The sequence below is a fragment of the Rhizobium azibense genome, assembly GCF_004342325.1.
GTDB classification, from domain to species: Bacteria; Pseudomonadota; Alphaproteobacteria; order Rhizobiales; family Rhizobiaceae; genus Rhizobium; species Rhizobium etli_B.
Genome location: NZ_SMBJ01000012.1, coordinates 256,105 through 274,084 on the forward strand (window position 1 = coordinate 256,105; position 17,980 = coordinate 274,084).

General features: G+C 58.8%; 21 protein-coding genes and 1 tRNA gene. 14 read left to right on the forward strand and 8 right to left on the reverse strand.

Annotated features, from left to right (window positions below; genetic code table 11):
• Nucleotides 1-146: 146 nt before the first annotated feature.
• A complete protein-coding gene (locus tag EV130_RS32735; protein ID WP_165918581.1) occupies nucleotides 147-284 on the forward strand; it encodes a hypothetical protein in 138 nt (45 codons plus the stop codon).
• Nucleotides 285-441: 157 nt separating this feature from the next.
• Here the strand turns inward: EV130_RS32735 and EV130_RS27535 are convergent, their stop codons facing one another.
• The gene (locus EV130_RS27535; RefSeq protein ID WP_132552631.1) at nucleotides 442-1,020 is read right to left on the reverse strand and encodes a hypothetical protein; all 579 of its coding nucleotides are present in this window, start codon (nucleotides 1,018-1,020) and stop codon (nucleotides 442-444) included.
• Nucleotides 1,021-1,257: 237 nt separating this feature from the next.
• Nucleotides 1,258-1,554 (reverse strand): hypothetical protein, encoded by a 297-nt coding sequence (locus EV130_RS33560; protein WP_074061056.1) that lies wholly within the window; start codon nucleotides 1,552-1,554, stop codon nucleotides 1,258-1,260.
• 117 nt (nucleotides 1,555-1,671) lie between these two features.
• On the opposite strand from EV130_RS33560, the gene EV130_RS27545 reads away from it, so the two are divergent.
• Nucleotides 1,672-1,746: transfer RNA gene (locus tag EV130_RS27545), tRNA-Asn, on the forward strand.
• A gap of 98 nt (nucleotides 1,747-1,844) precedes the next feature.
• On the opposite strand, the gene EV130_RS27550 is transcribed toward EV130_RS27545, so the two are convergent.
• Entirely contained in the window at nucleotides 1,845-2,681 is an 837-nt protein-coding gene (locus EV130_RS27550) for an SDR family NAD(P)-dependent oxidoreductase (RefSeq protein ID WP_074061055.1), read from the reverse strand.
• A 312-nt stretch (nucleotides 2,682-2,993) separates the two neighbouring features.
• Here EV130_RS27550 and EV130_RS27555 point away from each other — a divergent pair, with 312 nt between their 5' ends.
• The 5 genes from EV130_RS27555 to EV130_RS27575 all read left to right on the forward strand — a co-directional run bounded on the left by EV130_RS27555 (nucleotide 2,994) and on the right by EV130_RS27575 (nucleotide 6,777).
• Nucleotides 2,994-4,034 carry a cysteine synthase A gene (locus tag EV130_RS27555; RefSeq protein ID WP_132662331.1) on the forward strand — a complete coding sequence of 347 codons (1,041 nt, stop codon included), beginning with the start codon at nucleotides 2,994-2,996 and terminating at the stop codon, nucleotides 4,032-4,034.
• A 6-nt stretch (nucleotides 4,035-4,040) separates the two neighbouring features.
• Entirely contained in the window at nucleotides 4,041-4,778 is a 738-nt protein-coding gene (locus tag EV130_RS27560; protein WP_074061053.1) for an alanyl-tRNA editing protein, read from the forward strand.
• A gap of 21 nt (nucleotides 4,779-4,799) precedes the next feature.
• Complete coding sequence (gene sseA, locus EV130_RS27565) at nucleotides 4,800-5,669, forward strand: 3-mercaptopyruvate sulfurtransferase (RefSeq protein ID WP_132662333.1); 870 nt, start codon at nucleotides 4,800-4,802, stop codon at nucleotides 5,667-5,669.
• Between the two features lie 8 nt (nucleotides 5,670-5,677).
• The gene (locus EV130_RS27570; RefSeq protein ID WP_074061051.1) at nucleotides 5,678-6,238 is read left to right on the forward strand and encodes a GNAT family N-acetyltransferase; all 561 of its coding nucleotides are present in this window, start codon (nucleotides 5,678-5,680) and stop codon (nucleotides 6,236-6,238) included.
• A gap of 68 nt (nucleotides 6,239-6,306) precedes the next feature.
• On the forward strand, nucleotides 6,307-6,777 hold the full coding sequence (locus tag EV130_RS27575) for a DUF1203 domain-containing protein (RefSeq protein ID WP_132662335.1): 471 nt from the start codon (nucleotides 6,307-6,309) through the stop codon (nucleotides 6,775-6,777).
• 55 nt (nucleotides 6,778-6,832) lie between these two features.
• Here EV130_RS27575 and ald read toward each other — a convergent pair whose 3' ends face one another.
• On the reverse strand, nucleotides 6,833-7,951 hold the full coding sequence (gene ald, locus EV130_RS27580) for an alanine dehydrogenase (protein ID WP_074061050.1): 1,119 nt from the start codon (nucleotides 7,949-7,951) through the stop codon (nucleotides 6,833-6,835).
• Between the two features lie 158 nt (nucleotides 7,952-8,109).
• Between ald and EV130_RS27585 the strand changes: the two genes are divergently transcribed.
• The 4 genes from EV130_RS27585 to EV130_RS27600 all read left to right on the forward strand — a co-directional run bounded on the left by EV130_RS27585 (nucleotide 8,110) and on the right by EV130_RS27600 (nucleotide 12,032).
• Entirely contained in the window at nucleotides 8,110-8,571 is a 462-nt protein-coding gene (locus EV130_RS27585; protein WP_132662337.1) for an Lrp/AsnC family transcriptional regulator, read from the forward strand.
• A 71-nt stretch (nucleotides 8,572-8,642) separates the two neighbouring features.
• Nucleotides 8,643-9,524 carry a DMT family transporter gene (locus EV130_RS27590; protein ID WP_074061049.1) on the forward strand — a complete coding sequence of 294 codons (882 nt, stop codon included), beginning with the start codon at nucleotides 8,643-8,645 and terminating at the stop codon, nucleotides 9,522-9,524.
• Nucleotides 9,525-9,613: 89 nt separating this feature from the next.
• Nucleotides 9,614-9,946, forward strand: a complete 333-nt coding sequence (locus EV130_RS27595; RefSeq protein ID WP_132552634.1) for a PilZ domain-containing protein — start codon at nucleotides 9,614-9,616, stop codon at nucleotides 9,944-9,946.
• A gap of 97 nt (nucleotides 9,947-10,043) precedes the next feature.
• Complete coding sequence (locus EV130_RS27600) at nucleotides 10,044-12,032, forward strand: bifunctional 2',3'-cyclic-nucleotide 2'-phosphodiesterase/3'-nucleotidase (protein WP_132662339.1); 1,989 nt, start codon at nucleotides 10,044-10,046, stop codon at nucleotides 12,030-12,032.
• Nucleotides 12,033-12,068: 36 nt separating this feature from the next.
• Here EV130_RS27600 and EV130_RS27605 read toward each other — a convergent pair whose 3' ends face one another.
• Nucleotides 12,069-13,037, reverse strand: a complete 969-nt coding sequence (locus EV130_RS27605; protein ID WP_074061046.1) for a LysR family transcriptional regulator — start codon at nucleotides 13,035-13,037, stop codon at nucleotides 12,069-12,071.
• Nucleotides 13,038-13,175: 138 nt separating this feature from the next.
• On the opposite strand from EV130_RS27605, the gene EV130_RS27610 reads away from it, so the two are divergent.
• Nucleotides 13,176-13,790, forward strand: coding sequence for an FMN-dependent NADH-azoreductase (locus EV130_RS27610; protein ID WP_132552636.1), 615 nt, complete (start codon nucleotides 13,176-13,178; stop codon nucleotides 13,788-13,790).
• 409 nt (nucleotides 13,791-14,199) lie between these two features.
• Here EV130_RS27610 and EV130_RS27615 read toward each other — a convergent pair whose 3' ends face one another.
• A complete protein-coding gene (locus tag EV130_RS27615) occupies nucleotides 14,200-14,946 on the reverse strand; it encodes an NADPH-dependent F420 reductase (RefSeq protein WP_132662341.1) in 747 nt (248 codons plus the stop codon).
• A gap of 94 nt (nucleotides 14,947-15,040) precedes the next feature.
• Between EV130_RS27615 and EV130_RS27620 the strand changes: the two genes are divergently transcribed.
• Nucleotides 15,041-15,442: a winged helix-turn-helix transcriptional regulator gene (locus EV130_RS27620; RefSeq protein ID WP_132552637.1), complete on the forward strand. Its 402-nt coding sequence runs from the start codon at nucleotides 15,041-15,043 to the stop codon at nucleotides 15,440-15,442.
• Between the two features lie 46 nt (nucleotides 15,443-15,488).
• Here the strand turns inward: EV130_RS27620 and EV130_RS27625 are convergent, their stop codons facing one another.
• The gene (locus EV130_RS27625) at nucleotides 15,489-16,052 is read right to left on the reverse strand and encodes a TetR/AcrR family transcriptional regulator (RefSeq protein ID WP_132662351.1); all 564 of its coding nucleotides are present in this window, start codon (nucleotides 16,050-16,052) and stop codon (nucleotides 15,489-15,491) included.
• A gap of 46 nt (nucleotides 16,053-16,098) precedes the next feature.
• Between EV130_RS27625 and EV130_RS27630 the strand changes: the two genes are divergently transcribed.
• The gene (locus tag EV130_RS27630; RefSeq protein ID WP_074061042.1) at nucleotides 16,099-16,623 is read left to right on the forward strand and encodes a dihydrofolate reductase family protein; all 525 of its coding nucleotides are present in this window, start codon (nucleotides 16,099-16,101) and stop codon (nucleotides 16,621-16,623) included.
• Between the two features lie 78 nt (nucleotides 16,624-16,701).
• On the opposite strand, the gene EV130_RS27635 is transcribed toward EV130_RS27630, so the two are convergent.
• Nucleotides 16,702-17,505: an alpha/beta hydrolase family protein gene (locus tag EV130_RS27635; RefSeq protein ID WP_132552650.1), complete on the reverse strand. Its 804-nt coding sequence runs from the start codon at nucleotides 17,503-17,505 to the stop codon at nucleotides 16,702-16,704.
• Nucleotides 17,506-17,980 lie beyond the last annotated feature (475 nt).

Here is a 17,980-nt window from a genome sequence, read left to right on the forward strand (position 1 = left end):
GGGCGTTACCCACGCGCTCGCCCTGATGACGCTCTGAGCGCATTGGCCTTGCGATTACCGCTGCGGAAGCATTTCCTGTCCGATAGCCAAACAATCGGGCGCGCTCTGCGTTTATCACCTGATCGCACATTCCGGCATCCCTCGGCGTGGCGCTGGTCACGGCAAATGTCTGGCTGGGACTTCTGGAATGGCTGATCCACGCGATCATCGAGGAGGCGAAGGCAAGGGGCAAGACGACGTCCGCGCAGGACCAAGCCTTGCACGTCGCCTGCAAAGCCTTGTGACTCGCCTACCTCGTCCTGTCCGCAACACCGCTGCATGGTTGGCCTACCTCGTTCTGGTGGCGATGACCTTCGCGATCTTCTCTATCCCGGCATGGTGGCCGAGATTATCGGGAGAATAGAATGCGACGTCATGTGAATAAAGCACGGCGCGAAGTAGTCAGTCATCATCCAACCCAGTCCACAACGCCGATTGGTAGACTGGACCATTCGTCAGGTCATCGCTTTCGGCAACCGGGGCGAACCGGCGGCGGTAGCGCTTTATATCCTCGTAGAGTTCACGCGCGCTGCGACAGCGGAGGAGATTGGCATGGATACGCACCTCTCCTGCATCCCGCAACTCAATGGCAATAATCTTTGTCTCTTTTAGACGGCCGAGTTCGTAGTATTTGATCTTCGAGATAGACGACCAAGGAATGCTCATCGCGGCACTATGAGAGGTCGTCGTCCCTCGTGGCGGCGCAACATAAACACCTTCGCGATCCACGGTCAGCATGATTGTGCTGAAATTAATCCGCGAAAGCAGCTTGAAGCCCGCGGCCAAGGCGATGGCGAAAAGCGCCGCGGCGGAGATCATCCGGCCACCCGGGCTGGACCAAGGACCATTCGGAGCGACGGCTTCAAGGCCTCTTAGGGCCAGATATGCAGCGATGGCGCCAGCGCCAAATAGGGCGAGATAGTGCGGACCTTTAGCCATCGTAATTTCGAGGCGAGGAAAATCGATGTCTGTAGCACTCATAGCGGCCTGTCCAGCGAACTGTCCTCGGTAACTGATACCCAACGAGTGAACGACCGACGCCCACTGAACCCCGCCGATCACATCGACAAGTTTGGCAGGTTCCGAAAGAAGGTTACACCATCGGACGACATCGCGCCGTGTGAGAACTGCTCCAAGTAGCATCACTGCCCTTGAGTGGATGCTCAACGTCATGAATGCGCTTATACGTTCTTCACACGATCTTTCTTGGCTGCTCAATCAGCCTTCGGACGTGTTCCGTCTGTGCCACCAGACGGAGAACCGGCGGCGCCATCTGCGCGCGAACGGCAGGTCGTGCGAGAGAACGATGAAGCCGAGCGGTATCATCCAGAAGCCGAGAACAGGCAGAAATCCCAAGATACCGCAGAAGATCAGCAGGACGCCTGTGAACACGCGCGCAATCCGCGAGCGCGGCAGAGGGATGTGCAGGGAACCGAGAACGAGTTTTCCCGTTGTATGATCGATGCCGAAGCGCTTTTGTCGCGCGTTTCTGCTATTGTCTTTCCCGCCAGTCATGCACAGGAGATGGGAACAAACGCCGCAAATGCAAGCAGATGTCATTTTTTTGAAAAAACTGCTTGGCAAATCGAACAAGCATTTGTATTAGCCCACTCACGCCGCGCCAAGCGGTGATCCCTGGTAGCTCAGCGGTAGAGCATTCGACTGTTAATCGACAGGTCGCCGGTTCGAATCCGGCCCGGGGAGCCAGATTTCATCAGTATGTACTGATCAACTGAATGAGCCGGTTCATCGTGAACCGGCTCTTCTTCTTTGGCCGCAGGCTGCTCTGAGACACGATATTCCGATCACTCCGCAGGACGCGGTGTCGCCGGATGGTGTCCGGACGAAGGCGGCGGATGCTTCCACCAGCGGGCCGAACCGTTGACCAGCCGGAAGTAGAGGCCGTACGGCATCAGCCGGAGGAGTTTCAACAGATAGATGAAGCGCTTCGGAAAACTGACTTCGAAGCGACTGGATTTGAGGCCTGCCGCGATCTGGTCGGCCGCGTCCTCAGGCGACACGAGCGGCGGCATCGGAAAGCTGTTCTCGCGCGCCGCCGCAACATCGGCAAAGCCGGGGCAGATGATCTGGATGCGAATGCCCATCTTGTCGAGATCGAATTTCAGGCTTTCGGCCATATTGATCAGCGCCGCCTCGGTGGCGCCATAGGCCGCGCTCGTGGGTAGGCCGCCATAGCCGGCGGCGGAAGAGACAATGGCGATCTGCCCCTGCCCCTTGGCCCTCATGTGCCGGATGGCAGGCAGGAGGCAATTGACAACTCCGCAGAGATTGACGGCGAAGCTCTTTTCGAAATCCGCGCGGTTCAATTGCTCGGCATGCACGGGCTGGTATATGCCTGTGTTGAAGATCGCAAGGGCGAGCGCGCCGTGCTCGTATTCGATCGAGGCGAGCACATGCTCCATATCCTCGGGATCGGTCACGTCGCCATCGAGAACGACGATACTGCCGGAAAGGCCGCTTGCTTCGGCTTGAAGTTCGGCCAGTTGTTCATGATTGCGGGCGGTGACGGCGACTTTGTATCCGTCGCCTGCCAGTTTAAGAGCCAATGCCCGCCCCAGGCCCGAATTCGCGCCGGAAATCCAGGCGATGCCGTGTTCGGGACGGGCGATGAAATCACGCATGATAGACTTCCTCCAGACTGCCGATTCAGCACAAACCAGGTCCGGAAGTTCCTCGCTCCTCCCGGATTCATGCCTCTATCATGCTATTGTGGCTCATTTCAGCCGGTGGGGCGTCAATGATCCCGGCAAAGAGATTGGTGTGCTTTAGGCGGGTGCAGCGCGGACGCAAATTGCAAGACACGCGGGATTTTTGAAAGCAGAAGTCTAATTTTATCGTCGCAGGCAAGGCCATGGAATAGCATTTCTTGCCAACCTAGCCTTGTGAAGGGAAAAGACCGTTTCTAAACTACCAGTTCCACAGAGGCAGATTCCATGACCTTCCACCCATCCGTCATCGAGGCGATCGGCAACACTCCGCTCATCAAGCTCAAAGGCGCATCCGACGCGACCGGCTGCACCATCCTCGGCAAGGCGGAGTTCCTGAACCCCGGCCAGTCGGTGAAGGACCGCGCCGCGCTCTACATCATCCGCGATGCCGAGAAAAAGGGCCTGCTGAGGCCTGGCGGCGCAATTGTCGAGGGCACCGCCGGCAATACCGGCATCGGGCTGGCGGTCGTGGCCAACGCGCTCGGCTACCGCACCGTGATCGTCATCCCGGAAACGCAAAGCCAGGAGAAGAAGGACGCGCTGAAGCTGCTCGGCGCCGAACTCGTCGAAGTGCCTGCCGTGCCCTACAAGAACCCCAACAACTATGTGAAGGTTTCCGGCCGCCTGGCAGAGCAGCTGGCGAAGTCCGATCCGAACGGCGCCATCTGGGCGAACCAGTTCGACAATGTCGCAAACCGTCAGGCGCATATCGAGACCACGGCCGCGGAAATCTGGAAAGATACCGACGGCAAGATCGACGGTTTCGTCAGCGCCGTCGGGTCGGGAGGCACGCTTGCGGGCGTTGCGGCCGGCCTCAGGGCGTTCCGCAAGGACGTCAAGATCGCCATCGCCGATCCTGAGGGAGCAGCACTTTACGAGTTCTACAAGAACGGTGAATTGAAATCCTCCGGCTCCTCGATCACCGAAGGCATCGGCCAGGGCCGCATCACGGCCAATCTCGAAGGTTTCACACCGGATTTCGCCTATCAGATTTCCGACGCCGAAGCGCTGCCCTATGTCTTCGATCTCGTCGAACACGAGGGCCTCTGCCTCGGCGGTTCGACTGGAATCAATATTGCCGGTGCGGTCCGTCTTGCGAAAGATCTTGGACCGGGTCACACCGTGGTGACAATCCTTTGCGACTATGGCAACCGCTACCAGTCAAAGCTTTTCAACCCCGACTTCCTGACCTCAAAGGGCCTGCCCGTCCCCACGTGGCTGACCACGTCGCAGGACATAAAGATACCCTACGAGCCAGCAGCGTGAGAACCCATGCCAGTCAATGCCCTCTATCGTGACGATTTCTATCTATCGACATGCGAGGCGGTGGTCACCGCCATCCACGAAGGCGGGGGCATCGAGCTGGATCAGACCTGCTTTTATGCAGCCTCGGGCGGCCAGCCGGGTGATACGGGCTTCCTCGAGCGCGCCGACGGTTCGAAGATCGAACTTGGTCCGACGAAGCACGGGGCGACCAAGGATATCGTCATCCACGTCCCGTCTGCCGGCCAGCCGCAGCCGGTGATCGGCGAGAGGCTCGTCCTGCATGTCGACTGGCCGCGCCGCTACCGGCTGATGCGCATGCACACAGCCTGCCACCTGCTTTCGGTCGTCTGTTCGTATCCGATCACGGGTGCCGCTGTTGGCGAAGACGAGAGCCGCGTCGATTTCGACATGAGCGAGACGATCGACAAGGACGAGGTGACGGCGAAGATGATGGAACTCGTCGCCCAGAACTATCCCGTCTATGTCCAATGGATTACCGACGAGGAGCTGGCTGCGAGCCCCAGCATCGTGAAATCGAAGAACGTGCGCCCGCCGGTGGGACTTGGCCGTGTCAGCCTCGTTTGCATCGGCGAAAACTCGGCGATTGACAGCCAGCCCTGCGGCGGCACACATGTCTCCGAAACGCAGGAAGTCGGTCAGGTACACATTGCCAAGATTGAAAAGAAGGGTAAGGAGAACCGCCGCTTCCGCATCCGCTTCGGCGTGCCCGGCAACGAAGCCTAAGTCCATCAGGGAGAGATCAGAATGAGCGAAGAGAAGAGCCGTTTCGTCGTCTCGGCCGATTGGCTGCAGGGCGAGCTCGGAAAGCCGGACCTGCGCGTGGTGGATGCCTCCTTCTATCTCCCGGCCCAAAATCGCGACGCGGACGCCGAATATGCAAGTGGCCATATTCCCGGCGCGATCCGCTTCGACCAGGACAAGATCGCGGATCATTCCACCGGGCTGCCGCATACCGTCCCCTCGCCGGATTATTTCGCCGAGGAAGCCGGCAGGCTCGGCATCAGCGAGACCGACCGTATCGTCGTTTATGATGGTATCGGCATGTTCGCCTCGCCGCGTGTCTGGTGGCTATTCCGTGTCATGGGGGCGAAAGACGTCTTCGTTCTCGACGGCGGACTCGACGGCTGGAAGGCGGAGGGCCGTCCGCTCAACACGGATGTCCCGAGCTTTGAGCCGACAACTTTCAAGACGAACTATGATGCAAACCGTATCGTTTCCCTCGAAACCATGCGCGACATCGTTTCCAGCGGCGCCATGCAGATTGCCGATGCACGCAGTGCCGGACGTTTCGCCGCCACCGAGCCGGAGCCGCGGGCCGGCATGCGCTGCGGCCATATGCCCGGCGCCCGCAGCCTGCCCTCCGGCGTTTTTGCCAATCGAGGCCGTTTGAAATCGCTGCCGGAGTTGAAGCAGACCATCGAGGATGCCGGAATCGATCTTTCGAAACCTGTCGTCACCTCCTGCGGCTCGGGGATCACTGCCGCGATCATCACGCTGGCGCTCGAATCGATCGACCATACCGACAACAAGCTCTATGACGGCTCGTGGAGCGAGTGGGGCAGCCGCGACGATACCCCGGTCGTAACCGGCCCGCCCGACCCGATCAAGGCCTGATAAGCACCATGGCGAAGTCCCCCTCCTCGCTCACGGCGCATATCACCCGGCTGGAAATGACGGCGCCGCCGAAGGCAAGCCTTCCAGTGCCGGTCAACATACAGACGGCGATCATGCGTGCGCCGGGCATTCCGCTGCCGTTCTACCGCTATCTCTACCGTCAGGTCGGCGCCCGATGGCAATGGGTGGACCGGCTGCGGATGAGCGACGAGGCGCTGGTGGAAACCCTGCACGACAAGCGCAACAATATCAGCGTGCTCTATGTCAACGGCGCGCCTGCCGGCTTCTACGAGTATTTCTGCGAGGACGAGGATACGATCGAACTTTGCCATTTCGGCCTGATCGAGCATGCGCTCGGCCTCGGCATCGGCAAGTGGTTCCTGCTGCAGGCGCTCTACGCGATCTGGACGCTGAACCCAACGCGCGTTACGACAACGACCAACAACCTCGACCATCCGCGCGCCCTACAGCTCTATCAGATGTTCGGCTTCTCTCCAGTCTCAACCGGCACCGGCATCGTCCGGCCTCTCAGCGACAAGGAACTGCTGGAGATTGCCAGGAAGAGCTGAGCCGGCAGGAAACGGGTGGTTTGACCGGCTATAAAGGCGCATTCATGGCAATCACGAAGGAGATTGCCATGTCAGCCATCCGTTTTTCCGCCATACCGACTGCCGATGCAGAACACCTTTGGAACGGCGGCCGCGATGCCTATGACAATCTGCCGGAAACGATGGTTTCCGATGGACCGGGACATCCCTGTCGTCATTGCCTGAAAAATATCGATGCCGGCGACTTGCTTCTTGTTTTCGCTTACCGCCCGTTCCCGGAATTGCAGCCTTATGCAGAGACTGGCCCGATCTTCCTGCACAAGAAGCGGTGCGAGCGTTATGAAGCGCGGGACGAGCTGCCGCCGGTGCTGAAGACGGGTCGGGACTTTATCGTGCGCGGCTATGGCGAGAACAACCGTATTGTCTACGGCACTGGTGCCGTCACCGCGATCGCCGATATTCCGGGCTATGCCAAGGAACTGCTGAATCGCCCGGAGATCGCCTACGTGCATGTGCGCTCGGCGCGCAACAACTGCTTCCAGTGCCGGATCGACAGGTAAAAGGCGCCGGCCCGAAGCGAGACCGGCGCCTTTATCTAACGCAGCGTGATGGGACCTACGCTACGTTCAATAGGCTTTCCGCGGCGTAGGCTTCATAGCCCAGTGCATCGGCGACCGGCTTGTTGGTGATGCGGCCTCTGTGGACATTGAGACCGTTGCGCAGATGTTTGTCCTCGGCGATGGCGCGCAGGCCGCGGTCGGCGAGCGCCAGACCATGGACCAGTGTTGCGTTATTGAGCGCGTGCGCGGAAGTGACGGGAACCGCGCCCGGCATGTTGGCGACGCAGTAGTGCACGACGCCCTCGACTTCGTAGGTCGGATCGGAATGCGTCGTCGCATGCGAGGTTTCGAAGCAGCCGCCCTGGTCGATCGCGACATCGACGATGACTGAGCCCTTCTTCATGCCGGAGAGCATTTCGCGGGTGACGAGCTTCGGTGCGGCCGCACCAGGAATTAGCACGGCGCCGATGACCAGATCGGCAGTGAAGACCTCTTCCTCCAGTGCCTGGATGCTGGAATAACGCGTGTGAATGCGCCCGCCGAACATGTCGTCGAGCTGGCGCAGGCGCGGCAGCGACTTGTCGAGGATACTGACATCGGCGCCCAGGCCGGCTGCCATCTTGGCCGCATGCAGGCCAACAACGCCGCCGCCGATGATTGCCACTCTTGCCGGCAACACGCCGGGAACCCCGCCAAGCAGGATGCCAAGGCCACCGTTGGCCTTCTGAAGCGCAGTGGCCCCCGCCTGGATCGACAGGCGTCCCGCGACTTCTGACATCGGGGCGAGCAGCGGCAGGCCGCCGCGCTCATCGGTAACGGTTTCATAGGCAATCGCGGTGACGCCGGAAGCGAGCAGGCCCTTGGTCTGCTCGGGATCGGGCGCGAGGTGGAGGTAGGTATAGAGAAGCTGGCCGTCGCGAAGCTGCGCCCATTCCGAGGGCTGCGGCTCCTTGACCTTCACGACCATGTCGCATTTCTCGAAGATATCCTTGGCCGAGGCGGCGATCTTGGCGCCAGCGGAAATGTAAGAGGCATCATCAGCACCGATGCCGGCGCCCGCCTTTGTCTCGACCCATACCTCATGGCCATGGGCGACATACTCACGAACCGAAGCAGGTGTCAGGCCGACACGATATTCATGGTTCTTGATTTCCTTCGGGCAACCGACACGCATTCAGCGTTCCTCTCAATTTATGTCCGCTTGGGCGGAGCGTTATCGACGACCTGAATCCAAACACCGTACGCGCGAAATGTCCTTGCAAAGAGTATTTGCAAAAGAGCAATTTTTCGAGGATTATTGCGAAAAATCTTGTTATTTCGAAGGTTCTTCGAATGTCCGAACTTGATACCATCGATCGTGCGATTCTAAAGGCGCTTCAGGCGAACGCCCGCATCACCAATGCCGATCTTGCAAACAAGGTTGGCCTCTCGGCTTCCGCCTGTTCCAGGCGCCTTGACATTCTTGAGAAGAGCGGCGTCATCGGCGGCTATCACGCGCGCCTCTCGCACAAGGCGCTGGACTACAAGATGATCGCCATCGTGCACATCTCGCTCTCCGGCCAGTTCGCGAAAACCCTTGCGGAATTCGAGGCGGCGGTGAAGCGCTGCCCGAACGTGCTCGTCTGCTACCTGATGTCGGGCGAATACGACTACATTCTGCGCGTTGCCGCACGTGACCTCGAAGACTATGAGCACATACACCGCGATTGGCTCTCCGCCCTGCCCCACGTCGTCAAGATCAATTCCAGCTTCGCGCTCCGGGAGATCATCGACAGGCCGAATGTCGGGCTTTGAGGCCTTGCAAAGCTAAATGAATCCTGACCTAGGTTCAGTCATATGCGGGTTTCTCCGCCCTACGGCAAGTCATGAGATCCAAGACCCAAGGCTACATTTTCGTCCTTCTGGCGATCACCATCTTTTCCGTGCAGGACGGCATCTCGAAGCATCTGGCGAGCACCTATCCGCCGGTTTTCGTGACGATGATCCGCTATTGGGCGTTTGCAGTTTTCACGATCCTGATCTCGTCGAGAATGCGCGGCGGCCTGAAGGCGACCGTACGCACGAACCGGCCCTTGCTTCAGGTCACCCGCGGCGTGCTGCTTGCCGCACAGGTCGTGCTGGCGATCACCTGTTTCGCGATCATCGGACTTGCGCGCACCCAGGCGATCTTTGCCGGCACTCCGATCCTGATCGCCCTGCTTTCCATGCCGCTGCTCGGTGAGCGCGTCGGATGGCGCCGCTGGACGGCAATCTGCGCCGGGCTCGCCGGCGTTCTTCTGATCTTGAAGCCGCAAACCGGCTTTTTTGATCCGAAGCTGCTGCTCGCGGTGTTGGGCTGCTTCCTCTTCGCCTTCTACGTCATCGCCACCCGGCTCGTAAGCCGGGACGATGCTTCGATGACCAGCTTCTTCTATACCGGCGTCGCGGGCGGCATAACTATAACACTGATCGGTCCCTTCTACTGGACTCCGATGTCGGAAAGCGACTGGGGGTGGATGGCGCTTCTCTGCCTAACCGGCATCTCAAGCCACTATTTCCTGATCCGCGCCTATGACATGCTCGATGCCGCTGCCGTTCAGCCGCTTACCTATCTGCAGCTCGTCTACGCCTCGATCATCGGCGTCGTCATCTTTGAGGAAGACCTGAGCCTCAACACGATCGCCGGTTCGGTGATCGTCGTGGCTGCCGGCATTTTCACCATCTGGCGTGAGCACGTCGTGGCGCGCAGCGGCGCTCTGCGGAGATAGAATCAATCTCGTAATTTAGCCGTTTCTTTCAAAGGATTTTCAATATTCTCGCGATACGGTCCTCTAAGTATTCCGTTGAGGGCTCCAAAATGCATAATCTGAATATCATTTCTCGCAAGGCCGAACGCAAGTATTGCCGCATTTTCGGCAAGGTACGTTATCTCAATAACGAAGTAGACGCCCGCATCCTCAATCTTTCGACAACCGGTGCCGCGGTGGAAATTAGAACGCCGCTTTATGCCGCATCGGGCAGCCGCGTACAAATCCTGGCGGAAGATCTTGGAACGCTGCACGGCATAATCCGTTGGAGCCACAATGGGCGCCTCGGTATCCAGTTCGACCCGAACTCCAATGCCAGGGCTCAGGTCGCATCCTACTTTCGTTTCTTCCACAAGGATGTGAAGCCGGTGTTAACGCGATAACGTCCAATGCAGGACTGTCATTTTCCGGATGCACTGCTGTGCAAATCGTCCTAGGCTCGAAGCCTGTTGAGCCATGCGTTTTTGCGAGGAGTGTTCCATGTCTTGCCGTTTTGATCTGCACCCGATTACCCGACGGTCATTGCTCGGCGGCATTGCCGCAAGTTCGGCACTTGTTCTGCTCCACCCCTTCACGGCGCGCGCGGCCGCCAACCAAGCGCATCTGCGGCTCATGGAGACCACCGATATCCACGTCAACGTTTTCCCCTACGACTACTATGCCGACAAGCCGAACGACACGATGGGTCTGGCGCGCACCGCGACCATTATCGATAGCATCCGCGCCGAAGCGGCAAACTCGCTGCTGATCGACAATGGCGACCTGCTGCAGGGCAATCCGATGGGCGATTACATGGCCTATCAGCATGGCATGAAGAATGGCGACGTCCATCCGGTCATCAAGGCGATGAACAGGCTCGGCTACACTGTCGGCACGCTTGGAAACCACGAGTTCAACTACGGCCTCGATTTCATGTTCAAGGTGCTTGGCGGCGCGAATTTTCCGTTCGTCTGCGCCAACCTGACGAAAGGCCAGCTTTCCTCCGACCCGAAGAAGGACGATCTCTATTTCAAGCCCTACGTGATCGTCGAAAAGCAGATCAAGGACGGCTCAGGCAACGAGAGCCAGGTCAAGATCGGCTTCATCGGCTTTGTGCCGCCGCAGATCATGCTTTGGGACATCAAGAATCTCGAAGGCAGGGCGCAGACCCGCGACATCGTCGAGGCCGCCAAGGCATGGGTTCCGGCCATGAAGGAGGAAGGTGCCGATATCGTCATTGCCCTTTCTCACTCCGGCATTGACGGCTCTGCCCCCTCCGAGAAGATGGAGAATGCCTCGCTGCATCTTGCCGCCGTGGACGGCATCGATGCAATCTTCACTGGTCATCAGCACCTTGTCTTCCCCGGCCCCAAGAGTTGGGATGGGATTGCCAACGCCGATCCGGTGAAAGGCACGCTGCACGGCAAGCCGACGGTCATGGCTGGTTTCTGGGGGTCGCATCTCGGCCTCATCGACCTGCTTCTGGAAAAGGACGGCAAGAGCTGGACGATCGTCGATTTCACCGCCGAGGCTCGGCCGATCTATCACCGCGACGACAGCAAGAAGGTCGTCGCCGATGTCGGCGACAAGAAGGAGGTGATCGAAGCTGCAAAGGCCGAGCATGAGGCGACGCTCGCCTATGTCCGCACCCCGGTCGGCAAGACTTCGGCACCGCTTTATTCCTACTTCGCCCTCGTTGCTGACGATCCCTCTGTACAGATCGTCAGCCAGGCGCAGACCTGGTACATCAAGCAGATGCTTGCTGATACGGAATTCAAGGATCTGCCCGTCCTTTCGGCCGCTGCTCCTTTCAAGGCAGGCGGCCGAGGCGGCGCGGATTACTATACCGACGTTCCGGCGGGCGATGTCGCCATCAAAAATGTCGCCGACCTCTACCTCTATCCGAACACCGTGCAGGCAGTGGTCATCACCGGCAACCAGGTCAAGAACTGGCTGGAGATGTCGGCCGGCATGTTCAACGAGGTGAAGCCCGGGACAGTCGATGCGGAGTTGCTCAACGGGGATTTCCCGTCCTACAACTTCGATGTCATCGACGGCGTGACCTACCAGATCGACCTCTCGCAGCCGCGCAAATACGACAATGACGGCAAGACGATCAATGAAAGTTCGAACCGCATCCAGAATCTGCAGTTCGACGGCAAGCCGATCGACCTCGACCAGAAGTTCGTCGTAGTCACCAACAACTACCGTGCGGGCGGCGGCGGCAAGTTCCCGGAGATCGCAGCCGACAAGGTCGTGTTCCAGGCTCCGGACACCAACCGCGACGTCATCGTCCGCTTCATTCATGAACAGCGCACGATCAATCCGTCGGCCGACAGTAACTGGACCTTCAAGCCGCTGCCGGGCACCAGCGCTGTCTTCCAGAGCGGGCCGAAGGCCAAGCAATTCCTGGCCGACGTCAAGAGCGTCAAGCTGGAGGATGCCGGCGAGGGCGCGGAGGGATTTGCAAAGTTCAGACTTCTTCTCTAGCCGATCTGAAAGCCGATCGAGGCGAAGACGCCCCGTCTATTCCGCTGCGAGCGGCATTTCCGGTCCGCGAATTTCGTTCAGCGCCGCTGTGAAATCGGCGTGGTTGGGGCACTGGGAAAGCCTGGTGCGGAACGCATCGATCATCCATGCCGCAGCTGGGCCTGGCGGATTGGCGAGGCGGCGCATGGCAAAGATCGGATACTCGCCTTGCTCATAGGCCTCAAGGTTGAGATGAACGAGTGCGCCGCTCATCAGGTCGTCACGGATTATCGATGCAGGCAGACCGCCCCAGCCGAGACCCCCGCGGATCAAAGCATGCTTCGTCGCGATGTCGCTGACACGCCAGGTCTTGTAGGAGAGCACGTTGAAATCGCGACCCTTCGTCAGTCCGGAGGCGTCGGTGACGACGAGCTGTACTTCCTCGCGAACATCGCCAAGCGTCAACGGTCGATCTATCTGCGCCAACGGATGATTGCGCGAGGCCACCGGCATCATGAAGGAATGGCCGATCTTTTCCATCAGCATCGAGTCGTCCTGCTTCAGGACGGCTCCGCCGATGCCGATCGTCGCCTTTCCGCTCAGGACGGCCTCCATGACCATGCCAAGCTCGCCGACCGTCAAATTGAGCGCTACGGACGGATAGTGCTCACGGAATTCCCGCAGCACGTCCACCGTTGCTGGAGACGGCACCATGACGCTGATCGCCACAGAGACCTCCGCTTCCAATCCTTCCTTGAGTCCCTTGACGCGGGCGCGCATCACCTGCAGATCGGTCAGCAGGCGGCGCGCATCTTCGAGCATAACCTTACCCGCATCAGTGAGCCTTGGCTGGCGAGCGCCGGAACGTTCAAAAAGCGGCATCTCGAGTTGTGCCTCGAGGTTCGCGATCGTGTAGCTAATCACCGACTGCGCGCGGTTTAGCACGCGCGAGGCAGCAGAGAAGCTGCCAGTCTCTGCCACTGTAAGGAACACCTGCAACTGATCCAATGTCGGGTTGGGAAGCATTTTCCATCCAATCCATCGATAATTTTGATCGACATTATCCCAGTTTTTTCGATAGCCTGCCAGACCTATTTTTCCTCTGAACGCGGCTCGAATCTCCCAAGCGAGCCCGCAGCACCCCAATTCGAGAGGAATTCAATTATGTCGTCCATCCTGCTCCTGACATCCAGCCCGCGCGCTGAATCGCTTTCGACTACCATTGCCATCGATCTCGCCGGCAAGCTTCAGGCCCAGAAGCCGGGCAGCAGCATCGTCCGCCGCGACCTCGCCGCCAATCCTCTGCCGCATATCGACGACTTGTTTACCGCCGCAATCCGCAAGCCTGCCGAAGACCGCACGGCGCAGGAAGCCGAAGCAGTGAAGACCTCCGACGCGCTCATCGACGAACTGCTCGCCGCCGACACCATCGTCATCGGCACGGGTCTCATCAACTTCAATATATATTCGTCGCTGAAAACCTGGATCGACAACGTCGCCCGCGCCGGTCGCACCTTCAAGTACACCGAAAGCGGCCCGGTGGGGCTTGCATCCGGTAAGAAGGTCTATGTCGTGCTCGCCTCCGGCGGCGTCTACTCGCAGGGTCCTGCCGCCGGCATGAACCATGCCGTCCCGTATCTGAAGTCGGTTCTGGGCTTCCTCGGCATCACCGACATCGAAACCGTCTATGTCGAGGGCCTCGCCTTCGGTCCGGAAGCTGCGGAAAAGGCGATCGACGCCGCCAGGGCCCGCGCCGAAGAGATCGCGCTCGCCGCCTAATCACTTAACATCGCCCCCAGAAGCGGCCGGCTTTGTCCGGCCGTTTTTTTGCTTCCGTTGAGATTTGTCCGCTCCGATCGATTGTCTCTTGCGGAGTAGGGAATTGTTTCGTTTCGTATAGGTCTGAGAATATCGACTTGCGGCAGAGCGGAGAGCTCTTGAAGTTAAGTTCGGCCGAAGGCAACGAGCCTGGCGATCACGCGGTACTCCTTAAAGCCGACCGATAGGTGAAATCATCATTTCCTTCCTGGCCGCCCTTTGCGGACGTCCCGTTTACTAGTTTCAATGGGAGTGTGAGGCGGGGGCTGACCGGGCCTGTCCGGCTCCCGAGGCGACAGAAAGTAGATGGCGACCTGCGAAAATCAACAAGACCGCTGCGCTTGTGACAAATTTCGTCATGGCTCGCTCCTCAGGTCAGCGGGTTGAGCGAGCGGTTCATCGCCACCATGTGGGCATGGGTCGGGTTCGATCCAAGCGTCCCCATCTTGTCGGGCAATTGGTCGCGCTTCTTGGGCGCTTCGCCCTTCACCGCAGCGCCGAGTGCCTTGCGCATGGTAGCGGCGTCGTAGTCACAACAGTAAGCCGGTGTTGAGGGCTGCTGCCGCCACGATTCCGCCAGCGCCCCGGCGTCAACCGGGTCAAAGCCCACTTCGTTGACGATGCCCATGACCACCTGCTTGGCTGCGGCGTCGTCTCCGGCAACTGCCACGGCCAATCGACCGGCAGCGCCTTCTGGCTTACCGAGTTTCGCCAAGGTTTCGGCGAGAATATTGTTGAATGCCTTGATGACAGGGCGGCCGATCTGCTTTGACACCCAAACGCTCTCAACCTCACCTGCATCAAGGTCAGCGATTCGAGGGTCACGCATCCCCGGATAATAGTTGCTGGTATCAACGACAGGGACACTCTCAGCCACATCCTTGAAAAGGTCTTTTGGCAGCTTCTCAAGGGCAGGGAGAGGAATGGACATGATGACCAAATCCGCGCCGGAGATGGCCCCTCGCGTGTCCGCTGCCGTGGCCCCCACCTCGTCCGCGAAAGGCCGCACATCGTCGACGCCCTTGGAGTTGGCAACCCTGATCTCATGCCCGGCAGATGAGAGTTTTCGGGCAAGCGTGCCGCCGATGCTACCAATGCCGATGATGCCGATTTTCATGCAGATGCTCCTGTTGTTCTGCTCCTCAAGTTAATAGATACTGAGGTATCGACAAGAACGAACGGAAAAGTGGGTAACCCACCAATAGGTAAGCATGGCGAAGGACCGGCATTGGAATTGCGGCGACCCGCAACAGCATCTTGTGTGGGCAGAAGCGACCACCGATGCCCTCCGGGTGCTGGAGGGCAAATGGAAGATTGTCATTATCTGCCAGTTGTTCGGTGCGAAGGAGCCGCTGCGATTCTCAGAGCTTGAGAGGCGTGTGGAGGGCGTCAATCAGAAAATGCTCATCCAGCAACTGAAGGAGCTGGAGAAGGATGGGATAATCACGCGAACAGTCTATCCGCAGGTGCCTCCGAGGGTGGAATACGCGCTCACGGACTTGGGTAAGGCACTTGGGCCAGCCATGGCAGAATTGATCGATTGGACCTACCTGCGTCGGGAAACGCTCGACGTCTCGGGTTCAGCAAAACAGTCCTTGTCAGCGACTTCTTGATGTCCGCTTGTAGCGCGAAGCAGCCTCCTGGCCAAAGCGGTCATTCCTAAGCCTTGTGTGTGGATGTCAACCATTCTTCCAGCATGCGCCTGATAGCCTGCTCTGGTTCATCGGTGCGGGTAAATGCCCACCAGGTATGAGCGCCCTGCCAGAGCGCCGCCATTTGCCATCCGAGTCGTTCAGCCGCATGTTGGTCGCTGGAAAGACGACGCCCTAAAGCGCAAGCGAGTGTGTGGCCCCATCTAGCGCCCCTGGCGCGGAGGTTAGGATTGCGCAGGTCCTCCCTCAATAACAGCAGGCCATCAGCTGCGTTGCGCTCAGCATCCTCGGGCGGCATGAGGCGCATGAGCAGGTTTATGGCCCCTTGAGGTGTCAGCGCCTCTTCGGCATCGGCCGCTTCCGTTTCAGCCTGTAGCCGATCCCAGGCTCGTAGCAGGACTGCCTCGACGAGACCCAGTCGGTTACCAAAGCGCTGGACCATGGTCGCGGGGGAAAGTCCGCAGGCCCTGGCGGCCAGCGCAAAACTTAGGCCGTCCGGCCCGGTCTCGAGAATGAGGCCAAACAGGCCGTCAAGTATCTGCTCGTCAGAGACTGTCTTGTATCTGGGCATGTCCATATATAAACATATGTTCGTTTATCTTGCAAGGAGGTCAATGATGTCAAAAATTATGGGATATATCGCAGCGAGCCTAGACGGGCTCATAGTCTCAGGCGAAGGTTCGCTCGACTGGCTCTACAAATATGATGACATGGACCTGGGAGAGCACGACTACCGCCTCTTTCTTAAACGCATCCGTACCGTGGTCATGGGCCGGGGCACCTATGACTTCCTTGCAAACGAGCAATCGCCCTGGGCCTACGGAGATCAGCGGGTGATTGTCATCACCTCGCAGCCACTTCACAATCCTAAGGGACCGCTCGAAATTCGCAGCGATGTTGATGCATTGATCTCGGAACTACGCGCGCTCGATGACGGTCACGTGTGGATGCTAGGAGGCGGGCAATTGCTGATGGCATTCATGGAACGTGGCGCAATAGACGAGATCGAAATCTATGTCATTCCAGAGATAATAGGCGCTGGGTTGCCGCTCTTTCCACTTACTGGTTTCCGAACAAGCCCGACGCTGATCAGTGCGACGGCGCTCGACAAGGGCTGTGTTCGGCTTCATTACCGACTGTGATGCAGATAGATCGCGATCACCGCTGTTGACCTTTCCGGCCAAGATCGTATTGCGCTATCGGTCCAAAACGGCCGTCAGTCAGTGAGCTGTGGTGACAGGGGCGAATATTCGGATCAGAAAATCTCGCAGGATTGGCGTGACCTGTTCTCGCGGGAGGCGGTGCCCGCACTCAAGTGTGTGGAGGGTTGCTGACGCCCCGGTTTCAGCAAGGGCTTCCGAAAATCGTTCAGCTTGATCAACCGATGCACGGTCATCGTATCTGCCGTGTAGAAGCAGGGTTTCTGCTTTGATTTTGCGCGAATGGTGTATTGGAGACCGATCTAAGAAGCTTGCACTTGAAAGGCCCGCCTCCTTATGGATTGCCTGTTGCAAGCCTCGCGAACCGCTTTCGTAAGCTTTTCTGAGATCGTAGACGCCCCCCGTCAGGATGACGGCGCGGAGATCGGTCACCTGAGCGGCGACCATGGCTGAAGCAACCGCCCCCCGACTGTTTCCATAGAGAACAATGTTTGCGGGATCGACCGACGGCTGCTCCTTGAGAAAGTCCAAGGCAGCCACAATCGCTCGCTGGGTAGCTGGCCCACAAAAATCGGCGGGACCGTCAGATGCACCAAAACCGGGCTGCGAGATTGCGGCCGCCGTCACACCAAGGCGCGAAGAGAAACGAACCAGCGACCCGTCATCGACAGCCTCTTTCCCACCTAAGAAGAGCCCACCCTGATTGCCATGCACGAACAGTATCGCTCCTGCACGTGCATCTGAACCCCTGGCCTGGAATAGTTCGACTGCAGCGCCATCGCCCCGATCGATGATGTGTTGCGTCAACACCGACTTTGCATCCCCAGCTGAAATCCGATGGCCGAGGATATGAAGCCATGACATCCTGTCAATGACAGCTTCTCTAACCCGGCATTTGGGCAAGCTCATTTCTGATCTTCGTTGGCCTGATCGTTCACGCGGGGATTACGCCTCTTCTTCGCAGTCTTTTGGCTCTGTTGCGCTTGGAGCTGCTGCACGCATGCATCGGATCAGGGTCTGGAGGGCCTCGCTTTAAGACGCGCTCGGGGCCAGCAGTTATTATCGGCTTCATCCAGCCTGTCGTTCGCCAGTAATCACGCCGACGCCTGGGATGCTCATAAACGGTGTGCAGATGGCCTCGTCGCGGACTGCTCTTCGGACAGGCCAGTCAAGCCAGGAGCATCTTTCATGATGCAGATTGCCACTGCGTGTAAGCGACACGTCCAAACAGCATGAAACACCGCCAACGCCCTTCATCTCGGCTACCCCGAGATAGTAATGAGAGCTCGCCCCTTTTGAAGACTGCCCGCCTACACATGCTCTTGGCGCAAGGCGGCAT

Coding starts and splice junctions, on each gene's coding strand:
- EV130_RS27610 (WP_132552636.1), top strand. CDS start 13,176: ATGTCGTCCATCCTGCTCCTGACATCCAGCCCGCGCGCTGAATCGCTT.
- EV130_RS33560 (WP_074061056.1), bottom strand. CDS start 1,554: ATGACTGGCGGGAAAGACAATAGCAGAAACGCGCGACAAAAGCGCTTC.
- EV130_RS27595 (WP_132552634.1), top strand. CDS start 9,614: ATGCATAATCTGAATATCATTTCTCGCAAGGCCGAACGCAAGTATTGC.
- EV130_RS27560 (WP_074061053.1), top strand. CDS start 4,041: ATGCCAGTCAATGCCCTCTATCGTGACGATTTCTATCTATCGACATGC.
- EV130_RS27625 (WP_132662351.1), bottom strand. CDS start 16,052: ATGCCCAGATACAAGACAGTCTCTGACGAGCAGATACTTGACGGCCTG.
- EV130_RS27535 (WP_132552631.1), bottom strand. CDS start 1,020: ATGAGTGCTACAGACATCGATTTTCCTCGCCTCGAAATTACGATGGCT.
- EV130_RS27575 (WP_132662335.1), top strand. CDS start 6,307: ATGTCAGCCATCCGTTTTTCCGCCATACCGACTGCCGATGCAGAACAC.
- ald (WP_074061050.1), bottom strand. CDS start 7,951: ATGCGTGTCGGTTGCCCGAAGGAAATCAAGAACCATGAATATCGTGTC.
- sseA (WP_132662333.1), top strand. CDS start 4,800: ATGAGCGAAGAGAAGAGCCGTTTCGTCGTCTCGGCCGATTGGCTGCAG.
- EV130_RS27600 (WP_132662339.1), top strand. CDS start 10,044: ATGTCTTGCCGTTTTGATCTGCACCCGATTACCCGACGGTCATTGCTC.
- EV130_RS27585 (WP_132662337.1), top strand. CDS start 8,110: ATGTCCGAACTTGATACCATCGATCGTGCGATTCTAAAGGCGCTTCAG.
- EV130_RS27590 (WP_074061049.1), top strand. CDS start 8,643: ATGAGATCCAAGACCCAAGGCTACATTTTCGTCCTTCTGGCGATCACC.
- EV130_RS27630 (WP_074061042.1), top strand. CDS start 16,099: ATGTCAAAAATTATGGGATATATCGCAGCGAGCCTAGACGGGCTCATA.
- EV130_RS27615 (WP_132662341.1), bottom strand. CDS start 14,946: ATGAAAATCGGCATCATCGGCATTGGTAGCATCGGCGGCACGCTTGCC.
- EV130_RS27620 (WP_132552637.1), top strand. CDS start 15,041: ATGGCGAAGGACCGGCATTGGAATTGCGGCGACCCGCAACAGCATCTT.
- EV130_RS27635 (WP_132552650.1), bottom strand. CDS start 17,505: ATGTCATGGCTTCATATCCTCGGCCATCGGATTTCAGCTGGGGATGCA.
- EV130_RS27550 (WP_074061055.1), bottom strand. CDS start 2,681: ATGCGTGATTTCATCGCCCGTCCCGAACACGGCATCGCCTGGATTTCC.
- EV130_RS27605 (WP_074061046.1), bottom strand. CDS start 13,037: ATGCTTCCCAACCCGACATTGGATCAGTTGCAGGTGTTCCTTACAGTG.
- EV130_RS27570 (WP_074061051.1), top strand. CDS start 5,678: ATGGCGAAGTCCCCCTCCTCGCTCACGGCGCATATCACCCGGCTGGAA.
- EV130_RS27555 (WP_132662331.1), top strand. CDS start 2,994: ATGACCTTCCACCCATCCGTCATCGAGGCGATCGGCAACACTCCGCTC.